The following is a 13,830-nucleotide window of genomic DNA, read 5'->3' on the forward strand; positions in this document are numbered from 1 at the left end:
CAAGGAGGTTGGCGTGGCGCAGCAGTGGGCTGCGGTGGGCGGCAGAGCGGTCCTGCGATGCCTGGAAAATGCGGTAGCCGCAAACTGCGGCGGCTGTGGCGGGCGGTGGCGGCGACGGGCGGTAGCTGTGGCGGGCGGCGGCTGTGGCAGGCGGTGGCCGCGACGGGCCGCAGCTGCAATGGCCGCAGTCGAGTGATGGTCCATGCCGTGGCGAGCGGTGGGGCGTGGCTGCGGTGGACTGCAGTTGCGCGGTGGCGGTGTCACAGCAGGCTGCGGTGGGCGGCGCCGCGTTGCGCCTCGAGCTACCGGATCGGCCAGACCTCGACAGGGAGGGTGGCTGCCTCGCTGAGCTGACCTGCCCATTCGTTCGCTGCGTCGCCGTCGGCCGCCTCGATCACGACGAAGCCGCCGATGTGCTCCTTGCCCTCGACGTACGGCCCGTCGGTCGTGACGACCTGTCCGCCCTTGGAACGTACGACCCCCGCGGTGGCCGGCGGTTGGAGGCCGCCGGAGAACAGCCATGCGCCTGCCGTCCTGGCGCGCTGCTCCAACGCGTCCAAGTCGCGCTGGATCTGGTGGAGGTCGCCGTCAACCGGGGGATCGCTGTCGGGCTGGTAGAGGCTGAGCAGGTAGCGCGTCATGCCGCTCATCATCGCCGCTCGCGCTGGTAGGTCGCGATCAGCACACCGGATCGCGTGTAGGTTGCGTCGGCCAGGTGCAGGCCACTGGGCGTCGTCGTCCGGTCAGGAAACAGCCTCCGGCCGGTGCCGCGGATGATCGGGAGTACGAGCAGGCGGTACTCGTCGATCAGGTCGTGCTCCATCAGCGTCTGGATCAGCTCGCCGCTGCCGAACACGACGAGGTAACCGTCGTGCCGCCGCTTGAGGGCGCGGATCCGGTCGGGATCGGCCGCCTGGAGTACTTCCGTGCCGTTCCACCTCGCCTCGCCGGCGCGAAGCGTGGTCGAGACGACGTACTTCGGCATCCTGTTCATCGCCGCCACGGCTTGCTCGCTCTCGTCGGCGTCCGGCCAGATGGCGGCGAAGCTGTCGTACGTACGGCGGCCCAGCAACATGCCGGCGGCCTGGACGGTGGCTTGAGATATGGCGCGGACGACGGTGTCGTCGAGGTACGGCTCGATCCAGTCGCCGTAGTCGAAGCGGCCGTCGAGCGAGAGGTAGTTGACCACGATCAGTTTGCTCATGTCTCGTACACGAGCGGGCTCAGACGGGATCGACGTTTCTGGCGGCTAGCTCGCCGGCGATCGCCGCGACGATCGCGGCGGCGCCGAGCGCTGCGAGTGGGCGGAACGGCTCGCCGAGGACGATGACGCTGATGGCGTAGGCGATCACGGGTACGGCGTAGGCGTACGTGCTGACCAGCGAGATCGGGGCACTGCGGAGCAGCCAGTTGTACAGCGCGAAGCCGGCGAGCGAGTCGACGGCGACGAGGTACGCGAGGGCTGCGACCGACTGGCCGCTGATCTGGCTGGTGGCCAGGGCGGCGGGCTCGCTGGTCGCTGCGCTGACGATCAGCAGACCAAGGCCACCGGAGAAGAGCTGGACGACCGTGGCCGGCCTGGGCGGAGGCTGCTCGTTGGCGCTGGCCCAGACCGTACCGGCAGCCCAGAGGACGGCGGCCCCGAGTACGGCGAGGGCCCAGGCGTTGACGCGTGGTCCGTCGTCGGCGGTGTCGGCCGCGAGCACTGTGGCGGCGCCGGCGAATCCCAGGCCGAGGCGGCCGGCACCCGCGGCGGTGGGTCGGTGCCCGGTGAATGCGCGGAGGATCGATACCCAGAGCGGAACGGTGGCGACCAGCAGCGCGGCCGTACCCGCGTACACCCGTTGCTCGGCGACAGTGACGGCGACCAGGCCCTGAGCGCCGAGCAGGCAGCAGCCGACGCCGGCCGCGCGGGCTGTTTGGGTACGGGTGAGACCGCGCAGGACGCTCGGCCGGCTCGCGGCGAGGATGGCTCCGGCCATGCAGAAGACCGTGCCGGACGCGAGTAGCGGTGGGAGCATCGTCACCATCACGCGGATCGCCGGGAACGAGGTGCCCCAACACAGCCACAGGGCGATGAGGGGGAGGACGGCGGTCGGCATGGGTTCCAGTCTCAGCTGACCTGCGGTGATGCGTCCAACGACTGTTGGTTGTCGCCGACATGAGCTGGCATCATGGGCTGCGTGGACCTGACGATCGCCCAGCTGGAGGCCTTGCTCGCTGTGTCGGACGCAGGCAGCTTCACCGGTGCCGCGGAGGTGCTCGGGCTCACGCAGTCGGGCGTCAGCCGTACGATCGCGAGCCTCGAACGCCGCTTCGGGGCGGCGTTGGTGCACCGCGGCTCGCACGGGGCCGCGTTGACCGGCTTGGGGCGGCAGGTCGCGGCCCAGGCGAAGGCTGCGATGGAGCCGCTGCGCGCGATCGAGTCGCTCGCCGTGCGTACCCGTACCAGCGAGCCCGGCCGCCTTCGCGTGGGTGCGGTGGCGAGTGCGCTGGTCCGGCTGGTGCCTGACGCCGTACGCGAGCTGGCTGCCGAGGTGCCGGAGCTCGACGTCCTGACCGTTCAGGGGGACGATGACGAGCTGGCGGAGTGGCTGGGGCAGCGGACTGTCGACGTGGCTGTCGGTACGGCGCCGCCGGCGGCCGGAGATGGCTGGGCGACCGAGGAGATCGCCGACGAGTTCCTGGCGGTACTGCCGAGCAACCACCGACTGGGCCGCGCCGACCGGGTGACGCTCGCCGAACTGGCCGCCGCCGGCGTGGCCGACCCGGGCGGTACCTGCGGCCCGCTGCTGGCGGCGCGCTTCGCCGACCACGGCGTGGAATGGTGCCCCGACCACACCGTCCGCGACGTCGAAACGGTGATCGCGATGGTGGCGGCCGGCATCACCGCAGGTGTCGTACCGGCGCTGGCCGCGCCCCGACCCGCGCCGAGCCGGATCGTCCTGCTGCCGCTGGATCCGCCGCTGCGGCGGACGCTCTTCGTCCACTACGAGGTGGGCCACCAGCCGTCCGCGGCGCTGGCGGCCGCCCTCGGCCGGGCCGCCGTTCAGCCGAGCTAGCCCCTCCAGGCGCGACTCCCAGCTGGGGCCGACAGTCGGCTGTGATCAAGCCGTTCGACCAGTCGCTCCCGGCAAGTTGCGGCCTGCCGGCGTTCGCGTGGCCGTGATCCTCGTAGGCCGCAATTTGCGGTAGCCGCAAATTGCGGAGAGGAAGGAAGTGCTGGGTGGCGTTCCGCGCCGTCAGCATCAGAGCGGCGTCGGATCGGCCCGAACGCCGACGGCTGCAGCGGAACCGGCCCGGTGGCCAACCTGGGCAACCCGGCCTCGAACGTCTCGATCGAGATAGCTGCCCGGCGTTAGCCTACGTACCGTGCCTCGCCTCACCGTCGATCCGTCCGGAACCCATCTCTGCAACGACGGAAAGTACTTTCCGTTGATCCTCGACACCGCCTGGAGCAGTTTCGCCGACCCGTCCGAGGACGACTGGCGGATTTACCTCGCGACCCGCCGCCGCCAAGGGTTCACCGGCGCCCTGGTGTCGATCCTCCCGATCCTGCACGACCGCGACGAGCGGCCCGGCGCGCGCGAGCCGTTCGCGCTCGACGGAGCGGGGCACTACGACTTCGGGCGCCCCGACGAGGCGTACTTCGCCAACGCGCGACGCTTCACGCAGATCGCGCACGAGGAGTACGGCCTGCGGCTCGCGCTCGTCGTGCTTTGGAACAACTACGTCCCCGGCACCTGGGGCGCCACGCTCACCCCGAACGCCGTCATGCCGGACGTCAGCCGGCAGGCGTACGTCCAGCGGGTCGCCACCACGTTCGCCGATCTCGAACCGATCTTCGTGATCGGCGGCGACGACAACTACCGCATCCCGGGCGCGAACGCTGCCTACTCCGAAGCTCTCGCCCAGCTACGCAAGACCGCGCCGGACTGCTTGTACACAACGCATTCCGCGCCCAACGCCGTACTGCCGGACGAGTTGCTGGACGGCCTCGACTTCTTCACCCACCAGTCCGGGCACAACGTCGAGAGCCAGGAGCTGACCTGGCGGCAGCCGGCGCAGTACGTCGCGTACCAGCCGCGCAAGCCCGTACTCGCGGCCGAGCCGCCGTACGAGCAGCACGGCAAGGTCGGCGGCCACGGCCGCTGGAGCCGCGCCGAGGTACGCCGGGCGAACTGGGAGAGCGTGCTGGCCGGAGCGACGGCCGGCATCGGATACGGCGCGCACGGCATGTGGATGTGGCACACGCCGAGCGGTCGTTTCCTGGCGCGGAAGTCGTCTCTGGAACCGTTCCCATGGACGCGGGCGCTGGAGTTTCCGGGTGCCTACGACGTCTCGTTGCTGGCCCGGTTGTTCGCCCAGCATCGGCTCGACAGGCTGCTGCCTGCGCAGGAACTCCTTACCGACAAGGCGGGAGAGGCGTTCCGGCTGGCGACAAGCCCTGACCGTGAGCTCGTCGTGCTGTACCAGCCGTTCGCCCGCGATGTCGAAGTACAGCTCGACCTGACGGGATATCGCTTCTCTGGCTGGGATCTGGCCGAGCGTACGCCGATCGCTGTCGACGCCGTCGCAACCGCAGGCGGCCGGACGACGTTCCGTCAGCTCGACACGTTGGCGGATCAGGCGATCATCGCGGAGAGGTGAGGGAGCCACGGACAGGTCGGCCGGGCCAGCGTCAGCGTTTCCCAGAGCCAGTAGCGCTCGGCGTCGCTGAGCGTCGGTGCCAGCGTTCGAAAGTCCTGGTCGTCGTGCGGTCGCGGGTGTGCCGAAGCCTTGTAGAACAGGACGACGTCAGGCGTTGCCGCCGGGAGGCCCCACCTCGTCGGCCGGCTGGATCGCCTTACCGGCAACGTGATGTGGGGTTCGGTGCTGAGTTCCCAGCTGCCGGCGTTCCATCGGTTGAGCTGGATGTCGAGCTCGATACCGTCGGGCGAGGTGGCGTGGATGTGGCCGGGGAACGCCAGTTGGCGGCCGTCCCACTGCTCGGTGGTCGAGTCGTCCTCGTCGTCGTGGCCGCGTACGTGCCAGCCGCCGAGGTGGTCGAGCACAGCGCGCTGGTCCTCTACCGCGATCGCAAGGTCGACGTCCAGGTGCTCGCGCGTCTCGCGGCCGAGCCAGGCGTCGACGGCCCAGCCGCCGCAGAGTACCCAGGCGGGCTCGAAGCCGGCCATCGTCTTCGCCGTGCGGGTGAGGATCTCGGGGACGGTCACCCGCACAACGGTCGCGGCTGGCGGCGGCGTGCGCAATCCGTTTTCCGGGTTGTTCGCCTGCGCAGGGGAAAGTGTTCGGTGAATTGGCGGACCACGTTTTGTTGGGAGCGACCATGCAACTGGACCTCACAGGGAAGACCGCGCTCGTCACCGGGTCGACGCAGGGCATCGGGCTGGCGATCGCTGCCGGGCTTGCACGGGCGGGCGCGCGCACGGCCGTGAACGGGCGCGGGGAGGCGTCGGTCGAGCGGGCGATCGCTTTGTTGGGTGGGCAGGAGCCTGCCGGGGAGCTGGTGGCGGCGCCCGGCGATCTGTCGACGGCGGAGGGCGCTTCGGCGGTGCTGTCGGCGTTGCCAGAGGTCGACATCCTGGTCAACAACCTCGGGATCTTCGAGGCGCGACCGGCGCTGGAGATCAGCGACGAGGAGTGGCGGCGGTACTTCGAGGTGAACGTGCTGGCCGCCGTCCGGCTGACTCGTGCGTACCTGCCGGGGATGCTTTCGCGCGGCTGGGGGCGCGTCCAGTACATCGCGAGCGACTCGGCGGTCGTGATCCCCGCGGAGATGATTCATTACGGCGTGTCGAAGACGGCGTTGCTCGGGGTGTCGCGCGGGTTCGCGAAGGAGGCGGCGGGCAGCGGTGTGACCGTCAACTGCGTGATCGCCGGGCCGACGCATACAGGCGGGGTCGAGGACTTCGTGTACCAGCTGGTCGATCGGGACTTGCCGTGGGAGGAGGCACAGCGCGAGTTCATGCGGCTGCACCGGCCGCAGTCGCTGCTGCAACGGCTGATCGAGCCGGAGGAGATCGCCAACCTCGTGGTCTACCTGAGCTCCGCCCAGGCCTCGGCGACGACCGGCGCCGCCGTCCGCGTCGACGGCGGCTATGTCGACGCGATCCTGCCCTAGGCCGACTTTCACAGTCGCGCCGCGACTCGCTGCGACTCGCGGCGGCCCGAACTCACGAGCTCACTTCGCGTGTTCTGGGGGAGGGGTGCGCCATCGTTCCTTTCGGGTTCGCGGTGACCTGCACATTCCACGGACTTCCTGGGGATGGGTGCGGTGTCGCGCTCTTCGGGCTCGCGACGCCCCGCCTCCATGAGGCCATCCCACCGGCGCTTTTGGAGGAGCGCAGCGTCGCTCCGTTCGCCCGTAGCGCCGGCGCGAGCCTCGTACCGCGGCACGGGTCAGTGCGGCGCGGTCCGGTGATTGGCGGATCTTCTGACAGTGGAGTAACGTTTGACAGTGTGATGACAGTTTTTCGAATCGCTCGAGCGGCCGGGAAGGTCCGGCGGGACGGTCTGCCGCCTGCGACGCAGCGCCGGCGGCTTGCCGAGCTTGTCGCACACGCTCGTACTCATTCCCCTTATTACCGGCGCCTTTACCGCGACCTGCCGTCTGAGTCGGTGGGATCGGAGGTGCTGCCGACGACCAGCAAGCGCAGCCTGATGGTGAGCTTCGACGACTGGGCGACCGATCGTGAGATCACGCTGGACGGCGCCCGCGCGTTCGTCGCCGATCCTGAGCTGGCCGGCACGCGGTTCCTCGGCAAGTACACGGTCGTCACGACCTCCGGTACGACCGGCACGCCGGCGATCTTCGTCAAGGACGCCGCTGACCTCGCGGTGAACTTCGCGCTCAGCCTGCGGATGATGCGCTCCTGGCTGACCGCGGGCGACCTGGGGCGAATCCTCCGCCGCGGCGGACGAATGGCGATCGTCGCCGCGACGGGCGGGCACTTCCTGGTGGCGGCAGGTACGGCTTCGCTGCGGCGGAATCGCCTTGCGGGTAAGGCGATCCGGCTGTTCTCCGTGCACCTGCCGCTCGCCGAGCTGGTCCGGCAGCTGAACGACTTCCAGCCGGCGGTGGTGCTGGGCTACGGCAGCGTTCTGGCGATGCTCGCCGGTGAGCAGGAGGCCGGCCGGCTGGCCCTGCGTCCCGTACTGCTCGAGCCGGCGGGGGAGTCGCTCTCGCCGGCGGAGCAGGCGAGGATCGCGGCGGCGTTCGGGGCGAAGGTGCGGCTGACGTATGGCGCGAGCGAATGCCCGTACCTCACTGACGGCTGCGCGGAGGGCTGGTACCACGTCAACAGCGATTGGGTCGTGCTCGAACCCGTCGACGCCGACCTTCGCCCGACGCCGGTGGGGCAGCAGTCGCACAGCGTGCTGGTGACGAACCTCGCCAACCGAGTGCAGCCGATCATTCGATACGACCTCGGCGACAGCGTGCTGCAACGCCCGGACCCCTGCGCCTGCGGCAACCCGCTCCCCGCGATCCGGGTCCGCGGCAGGGCGGCGAACCTGCTGACGTTCGGCGCGGTGAGCATCGCACCCTTGGCGTTCGGCACGCTGGTCGACCGGGTGCCGGGGGTGGAACTGTTCCAGGTCGTGCAGGTCTCGCCGGACCGGTTGCGGATCCGGCTGCGTACTGTCGCCGGCGCCGACGTGGAGCAGGTGTGGGCCACGGTGCTGGACGCGATCCGCCACCTGCTGGCCGACCACGGCCTGAACGACGTGGCGGTCGAGCGGGCGACGGAGGAACCGGAACAGTCAGCGGGCGGCAAGTATCGCCCGGTGATCCCGTACGAGGGCGTGGGCGCGGGCGCGGGCTTGCGGGTGTCCGATGACGCCTGACCCGGACGGCTTGCGCGAACGCAAGAAGGCCAAGACGAAGGCGACGATCCAGGCCGAAGCGCTGCGCCTCTTCCGAACCCAGGGTTACGCGGCGACGAGCATCGAGCAGATCGCGGCCGCAGCGGAGGTGTCGCACCGTACGGTCTTCCGTTACTTCGCAACCAAGGAAGACCTCGTTTCCGCCGACGGCTACGACACGCTGATCGCCTCGGCGTACCGCGCCCAACCGCCCAACCTCAACGCTGTCGAAGCGTTCCGGCGCGCGTTCGCGGAGGTTTTCGGCACGCTGAACTCACCGGCGGTGGAGGAGGCCAAGCAGCGCCAGCTGCTCGCCCTCACCGTGCCTGAGGTGTGGGCGGCCGGCCTCCAGAACATCGTCCGTGTACGCAGCCTGATCCTCGAGCTCACCGCGGAACGCATCGGCGACGAACCGGAAGCCCGCACGGTCGGCGGCCTGGTGTTCGGCGCACTCCTCGCCGCCTGGTTCGCCTGGGCAGACGACCCCGCCCTCGACGTGGTGGCCGCACTGGATGCCGGCCTGGCCCGCCTGGACCACTGACCGGACGCCGGCCAGCGCCGGCGGGGCGTGGGGTGTAGCTGGGTATGGATCGGTTTCCTCGACGGCGGCTCCTTTCTGGCGGCGATGACGTCCAGCCGCCGATGCGACGGCTGGTGCCTGGGTGCGGTGGGTCGGTCAGTGTTTGTAGGTCGGCGTGCGAGGCTGGCTCGCCGCAGGCAGGTGCCCTGCGGTCGGCGGCTCGTCGCGCGCGGTGGTCGGCGTTGGCTTGCGGTAACAGCCATCCGCGTCGGCGGCGGCGCCGTTCGGTTGTGGCGTTGCTGGTGCGCGCTTCCGGCCACAGGTAGTGCTCTGTCAGCGTTGGCGCGGTCGGCTTACTGACCACGTGTGTTCGCAATGACGCCGGCTGCGCTCACTTGTGCGCGCCGTCGTGGCGCGGCCTGCTTGCCCGCCACACGATGCGGCCTGGTCGGTCGCGCTACCCGTGCGAGCCGCCGTGGCGCGGCCCGCTGGCTGGCTACGCGTTGGCGGTCTGGTCGGTCGCGCTTGTCCGTGCGTGCTGTCGTGGCGTGTGCCGCTGGTTGCCTACGCGTTGGTGGCGTGGCTGGCTGGGTCCAACACTGTGCTGGCGTGGCCGCCGTCCGCTGGCTCGCTACGCGTTGCGATCTGGTCGGTCGCGCTTGCCCGTGCGCGCTGCCGTGGCGCGGCCCGCTGGCTGGCTACGCGTTGGTGGCACGCCCGGCTGCGTCCAACACTGCGCTGGCGTTGGCGGCGTCGGCTGCCGGCCGTTCGATGGCGGCCTGGCCGACCGCGCTACCCGTGCGAGCTGCCGTGCCGCAGGCCGCAAGCTGGCTACGCGTGGACGGCGTTGCTGGCTGCGCCCAGTGATGTGTGCTGGCGTCGGCGCGGCTCGTCGCTTGGCTGCGCGTTGGCAGTCTGGCCGATCACGTGAGCGGTGTGTGCTTGCGTTGCCGCGTTCGGCTTGCTGGCCGCAGGTGTTGGCAGCCTTGCCGACTGCGCCAGCGCTGCCTGTTGTTGTCGTTGGCCGCGGGCGGGAGCGGGCGTGCGTAGCAGGAGTTCGTCAGCTTCTCGATGGCAGCTCCTCTCCGGCGGCGATGGCGGCTTTGCGGGCGGCGGACTCCACCTGTGCGACGTAGTCCTGCCAGCTTTGCTTGTCCCTGTCGCCCATGGAAGTGGAGCCGGGGGCGTCGCCGGCCGCGCCGTCGATGAGTTCGCGGACGATGTCGACGTGGCCGGTGTGGCGGGCCGTTTCGGAGACCATGAGGACGAGGATCTGGCCCAGCGTGCACTTGCCGTCGGACCACCACGGCACTGAACCCTCCGCGTCCAAGGGCAATGATGCGATCGTTTCGTCGGCCCAGGCGCACGCCCGCCTGAAATAGCCGAGCAGATACTCGGTGCTCTCCTCCGGCGTCGCCCACATGTCGCCGCCTTGCCAGATGGAGCCGTCGGTCATGCAGGCGAGTTGTTCGGGCGCCGGCCGGCCGAACGTCTCGCCAAGGTAGCCGTACTCCTCGCTGCCCACATGCTTGAGCACACCCAGCAGGTTGGTGCCGGTCGGCGTGAGCGGCCGCCGCCGGTCGTATTCGCTGAGGCCTTCGAGCTTCCACAGCAGCGCTTCGCGGTTGGACCGCAAGGCCGACCACAGGATCTCCTTCATGCCGGACAGCTTGCCATCGACCACCGACAGAGGACACAACCTGACCGCAACGCCCTCTACCGTCCAACGCCATGACCGACGAAATCAAGCCGTTCCGCATCGACGTCCCGCAAGCCGCCCTGGACGATCTCCACCGGCGCCTGGACAACACCCGCTGGCCGGAGGAGCCTCCTGGGCTCGGCTGGAGCTACGGCATCCCCGTCGACTACCTCCGCGAGCTCGCAGACTACTGGCGTACCCAATACGACTGGCGCGAACGAGAGGCGAAGCTCAACGAGCTGCCCCAGTACACAACGGAGCTCGACGGCCACGAGGTCCACTTCGTCCACGTCCGCTCGCCCGAGCCCGCCGCGCTCCCGCTGCTGCTCACCCATGGCTGGCCGGGCTCGTTCGTGGAGTTCCTCGAGACGATCAAGCCCTTGGCCGATCCGCGCAGCCACGGCGGCAACCCCGAAGACGCCTTCCACCTCGTCATCCCCACGCCGCCGGGCTTCGGGTTCTCCGGCCCGACCCGCGAGAGCCCTTGGACGGTGGAACGGATCGCCCGCGCGTGGGCCGAGCTGATGCGCCGCCTCGGGTACGAGCGCTATGCCACGCACGGCGGCGACCTCGGCGCCCTCGTCTCGCGCGAGCTCGGGCTGCAGGCGCCCGACCAGCTCGTTGCGCTGCATCTCACGTCCGTCTTCTCCGCAACCGCCGACGAGGCGACCGCCGACCTCTCCGTGGAGAACGAGAAACGCAGCATAGAGAAGCAGTACAAATACGAGTACGAGCTCGGCGGGTACGCTGCGATCCAGGGCACGAAGCCGCTCCTGGTGGCGTACGGCCTCACCGACTCGCCGATCGCGCAGCTGGCGTGGATCGCCGACGGGTTCAAGGCGTGGACCGACTCCGAGAACGTGCCTGAGGACGCGGTTGACCGCGACGCGCTGCTCACGAACGTCATGCTCTACTGGCTGACCGGCACCGCCGGCTCGTCGGCGCGCTATTACAAGGAAGGCTTCTCAGGCTGGGGCGAGCTCGAGCCCGACTCGGCCGTACCCCTCGCCGTCGCTGTCTTTCCGCACGACATCTCGCTGCCGATCCGCCGGCTGGCCGAGCGCAACAACAATGTCGTGCGCTGGACGGAGTTCGACCGCGGCGGGCACTTCGGTGCGATGGAGGAGCCCGACTTGATCGTCGCCGATTTGCGTGAATCCCTGCGTCCCTTTCGCCAAAAACCCTGATATGCTGGCCGCACTCCAGTTACGTCAGCCCTCAAGAACCACACCGCAGACGAGGGCACGGGTCGGCCGCATCGAGCGGGCAATGGAGCGGGCGGTACCCACACCGACCCCTCGTGAAGCTGGAGTTCCACCTTGAAGATCGGCCTCGGCCTTCCTATCGGAGTCCCTGAAACCCTGCTCAGCTGGGCGAAACTCGCCGACGAAGGTCCGTTCAGCACCCTCGGACTGCTCGACCGGGTGGTCCACCACAACCCTGAGCCGATGGTGGCGCTGGCCGCGCTGGCTGGAGCCACCACCCGAATTCGCTTGCAGACAGAGGTATTGGTCGCGCCGCTACGTGAACCGCTGCTGCTGGCGAAGCAGGTCGCGACGCTCGACCGCATGTCCTGCGGCCGATTCACGCTCGGTCTCGGCGTAGGCGGCAACGAAGTCGACTTCGCCGCACTGAACGTCGACCTGGCTACGCGCGGCCGTCGGCTCGACGAGCAGCTCACGTTGATTCGCCAAACCTGGAAGGAGAACCACATAGGTCCTACCCCTACACACTCGACCGGCCCGGAGATCCTCTTCGGTGCATGGCGCGGAGCAGCGCTGCGACGAATTGCGCGCTTCGGCGACGGGCTGCTCTGTGCCGCACCACCCAGCTACGCCGGCGACATCTACCGTACGGTCGAGGCGGCTTGGGTCGCTCACGGCCGTGAAGGAAGGCCGCGGTTCGTTGCGCAGTGCAACGTGGCGCTCGGTCCGCGGGCTACGACGGAGCAAGCCGAACGTGCACTCGCGAGCTACTACGGCTCCAACCCCTACGTCGACCAGATCCTGGCCGGCCTCCCCACCACGAGGGAGGCGATCCAGCAGACGATCGATGCGTACGCCGACCTCGGCGTGGACGAGCTGATGCTCTACTGCTGGTCCGACGATGCCGGGCAGGTTGAACGTCTGGCCGAGCTGGTGCGGTAGCCGCGGGCGGCGTTGCCCGCGACGTTCTCGGCTCGCGGGAGAGTGTCGATGTGTACGCCGACCTCGGCGTGGACGAGCTGATGCTCTCCTGCTGGTCCGACCGTGCTGCCCAGGTCGAACTGCCGGGCCGAGCTGTCGGGCCGAGCTGGTGCGGTAGTCACGGGCGGCGTTGGCCGCAAGGCTCCTTCGCGAGCGGGCGTTTGTCGGTGCTTGGCCGGCGGCCGTGGTCGCCGCTGGTGGTGGCTGCGGTGTCCTTCGCGAGCCGGAGACGGTATCCAGGGTCGACGTTGGGCGAGCCGGTGCGGTCGTCGCGGGCGGCGTTGGCCGCAACGCTCTTCGCGAGCGGGCGGGTGTCGGTGCGTTGGCTGGCCGCGGCGGTCGCCGCGGGCGGTGGCCGCAGCGTCCTTTGCGGGCGAGTGTCGGTGCGTTGGCTGGCTGCGGTAGCCGCGAGCGGTCTTGGCGGCAACGCCTTCGCGGGCAGGCGTGTGTCGGTGCGTACATCGGCCGCGGCGTCGGCGTCGGCGAGCTGATGCTCTCCTGCTGGTCTGACGATCCAGGTCAGGTCGGGCGGCTCGCGGAGCTGGTCGGCTGGCCGTCGGTGGACCGGTATCGCTGCCAGGAGGAGAAGGCAAGGCGGGCGAAGATCAGCGTCAGCCCGGCCAGTATCGCGGTCCGCAGGTTGAGTGGGCCCTCCCGGAGGATGACGACGATGGTGACGGCGGCGAAGAACAGCGGCAGAAGGAAGGCGGCGGCCAGGCGGCCGAGCTGGCCCGGGGGCTTGTCCCTCCGGTTCAGTCCGGAACGTTCGGCGAGTTCGGCGGCGTAGTCGTCCACCAGACCGAACTCCGCCTCCGGCTCCGCGCCGGAGTCGGCCAGGTGCGAGGCCGTCTCGGCGCGGAGGTCCCGGGCCTGGGCTGCGGTGAGCCGGTACCTGCCTTCCAGTAGGTCCGCCAGCCGGTCCAGCCACACCTCCCGTGAATGGTGTGGTTGGGGTGGGTGCGCCTTGACCCAGCGATCGCCGAGCACCCATTCGACAGCCATCAAGCAGATTCCGCCCAGGATGAGCGCCGGCGTCGGCGCTTGGAAGAGCTCTACTGTCGGCAGAAAGGAGCCGATCACGACAGATGCGGCGAGGAAGAACAGGCTCGCACCCAGGTACTTCCGTCCGGTGGATGGGCGGCCCGCGTCGCGGAGTTCGTCGCGTAGGTTGAACATCGAGACTGCGGCACACATCGTGAGGAATCCGAGCAGGTCGAGTGTCGTCCACGTGTGCACGAGACCGAACACCAGCCAGCCCCCGCCGGCGTACCCGGCCAGAGCGGCTCCGAAGGCGCCGAGCAACCGAAGGACAACTGGCCGACCCGACCAGGCGTATCGCTGGGCGACGTGCTGGAACCGAGCCTCGTCAGGATGCACGGCACTGGAGACTTCGGACGCGTAGGTGTGAGCGTCGCCGAAGGCGTCTTGCGGGCGTTCGTCGGAGGCGTCGCAGTGTGCCCTCGCCTCGTCGACGAGCTCGGCGAGCTGGGTGGCGTCGACCTTGCGTGACTTCACGGCGTCGGCGAGTTCGGCGTACCAGTCGGGTTCGGTCGGCATCG

The 13,830-nt window shown here is 69.6% G+C and carries 13 protein-coding genes; 7 read left to right on the plus strand and 6 right to left on the minus strand.

The annotated features are described in order from the left end of the window. Positions 1-302: 302 nt before the first annotated feature. The 3 genes from ACYVF6_RS00820 to ACYVF6_RS00830 are packed head-to-tail and all read right to left on the minus strand — an operon-like array spanning position 303 to position 2,102. On the minus strand, positions 303-641 hold the full coding sequence (locus ACYVF6_RS00820) for a YciI family protein (RefSeq protein WP_460514620.1): 339 nt from the start codon (positions 639-641) through the stop codon (positions 303-305). Positions 642-649: 8 nt separating this feature from the next. Beyond that, positions 650-1,204, minus strand: a complete 555-nt coding sequence (locus tag ACYVF6_RS00825; RefSeq protein WP_460514622.1) for a dihydrofolate reductase family protein — start codon at positions 1,202-1,204, stop codon at positions 650-652. Between the two features lie 19 nt (positions 1,205-1,223). After that, complete coding sequence (locus tag ACYVF6_RS00830; RefSeq protein ID WP_460514625.1) at positions 1,224-2,102, minus strand: DMT family transporter; 879 nt, start codon at positions 2,100-2,102, stop codon at positions 1,224-1,226. Between the two features lie 81 nt (positions 2,103-2,183). On the opposite strand from ACYVF6_RS00830, the gene ACYVF6_RS00835 reads away from it, so the two are divergent. Beyond that, positions 2,184-3,062, plus strand: coding sequence for a LysR family transcriptional regulator (locus ACYVF6_RS00835; RefSeq protein WP_460514627.1), 879 nt, complete (start codon positions 2,184-2,186; stop codon positions 3,060-3,062). Positions 3,063-3,372: 310 nt separating this feature from the next. Then, positions 3,373-4,650, plus strand: coding sequence for an apiosidase-like domain-containing protein (locus tag ACYVF6_RS00840; protein ID WP_460514628.1), 1,278 nt, complete (start codon positions 3,373-3,375; stop codon positions 4,648-4,650). Here ACYVF6_RS00840 and ACYVF6_RS00845 read toward each other — a convergent pair. Beyond that, positions 4,626-5,216, minus strand: a complete 591-nt coding sequence (locus tag ACYVF6_RS00845) for a nucleotidyltransferase domain-containing protein (RefSeq protein WP_460514629.1) — start codon at positions 5,214-5,216, stop codon at positions 4,626-4,628. The two genes, ACYVF6_RS00840 and ACYVF6_RS00845, sit on opposite strands and share 25 nt — an antisense overlap. 113 nt (positions 5,217-5,329) lie before the next feature. Here ACYVF6_RS00845 and ACYVF6_RS00850 point away from each other — a divergent pair, with 113 nt between their 5' ends. The 3 genes from ACYVF6_RS00850 (at position 5,330) to ACYVF6_RS00860 (ending at position 8,407) form a co-directional block, all read left to right on the plus strand. After that, positions 5,330-6,124, plus strand: coding sequence for an SDR family NAD(P)-dependent oxidoreductase (locus ACYVF6_RS00850; protein ID WP_460514631.1), 795 nt, complete (start codon positions 5,330-5,332; stop codon positions 6,122-6,124). A gap of 497 nt (positions 6,125-6,621) precedes the next feature. Further along, complete coding sequence (locus ACYVF6_RS00855; protein ID WP_460514632.1) at positions 6,622-7,848, plus strand: phenylacetate--CoA ligase family protein; 1,227 nt, start codon at positions 6,622-6,624, stop codon at positions 7,846-7,848. Next, positions 7,838-8,407 (plus strand): TetR/AcrR family transcriptional regulator, encoded by a 570-nt coding sequence (locus tag ACYVF6_RS00860; RefSeq protein WP_460514633.1) that lies wholly within the window; start codon positions 7,838-7,840, stop codon positions 8,405-8,407. The genes ACYVF6_RS00855 and ACYVF6_RS00860 overlap by 11 nt, the downstream gene beginning before the upstream one ends. 1,039 nt (positions 8,408-9,446) lie before the next feature. Here the strand turns inward: ACYVF6_RS00860 and ACYVF6_RS00865 are convergent. After that, complete coding sequence (locus tag ACYVF6_RS00865; protein WP_460514635.1) at positions 9,447-10,070, minus strand: DinB family protein; 624 nt, start codon at positions 10,068-10,070, stop codon at positions 9,447-9,449. Positions 10,071-10,117: 47 nt separating this feature from the next. Between ACYVF6_RS00865 and ACYVF6_RS00870 the strand changes: the two genes are divergently transcribed. Together ACYVF6_RS00870 and ACYVF6_RS00875 are read left to right on the plus strand one after the other, a co-directional pair. Continuing rightward, a complete protein-coding gene (locus tag ACYVF6_RS00870; RefSeq protein WP_460514637.1) occupies positions 10,118-11,272 on the plus strand; it encodes an epoxide hydrolase family protein in 1,155 nt (384 codons plus the stop codon). Between the two features lie 132 nt (positions 11,273-11,404). Beyond that, complete coding sequence (locus tag ACYVF6_RS00875) at positions 11,405-12,232, plus strand: LLM class flavin-dependent oxidoreductase (protein ID WP_460514639.1); 828 nt, start codon at positions 11,405-11,407, stop codon at positions 12,230-12,232. Between the two features lie 558 nt (positions 12,233-12,790). Here the strand turns inward: ACYVF6_RS00875 and ACYVF6_RS00880 are convergent. Beyond that, complete coding sequence (locus ACYVF6_RS00880) at positions 12,791-13,828, minus strand: hypothetical protein (RefSeq protein ID WP_460514641.1); 1,038 nt, start codon at positions 13,826-13,828, stop codon at positions 12,791-12,793. Between the last annotated feature and the right edge of the window lie 2 nt (positions 13,829-13,830).

This window comes from Flindersiella endophytica (assembly GCF_054779015.1).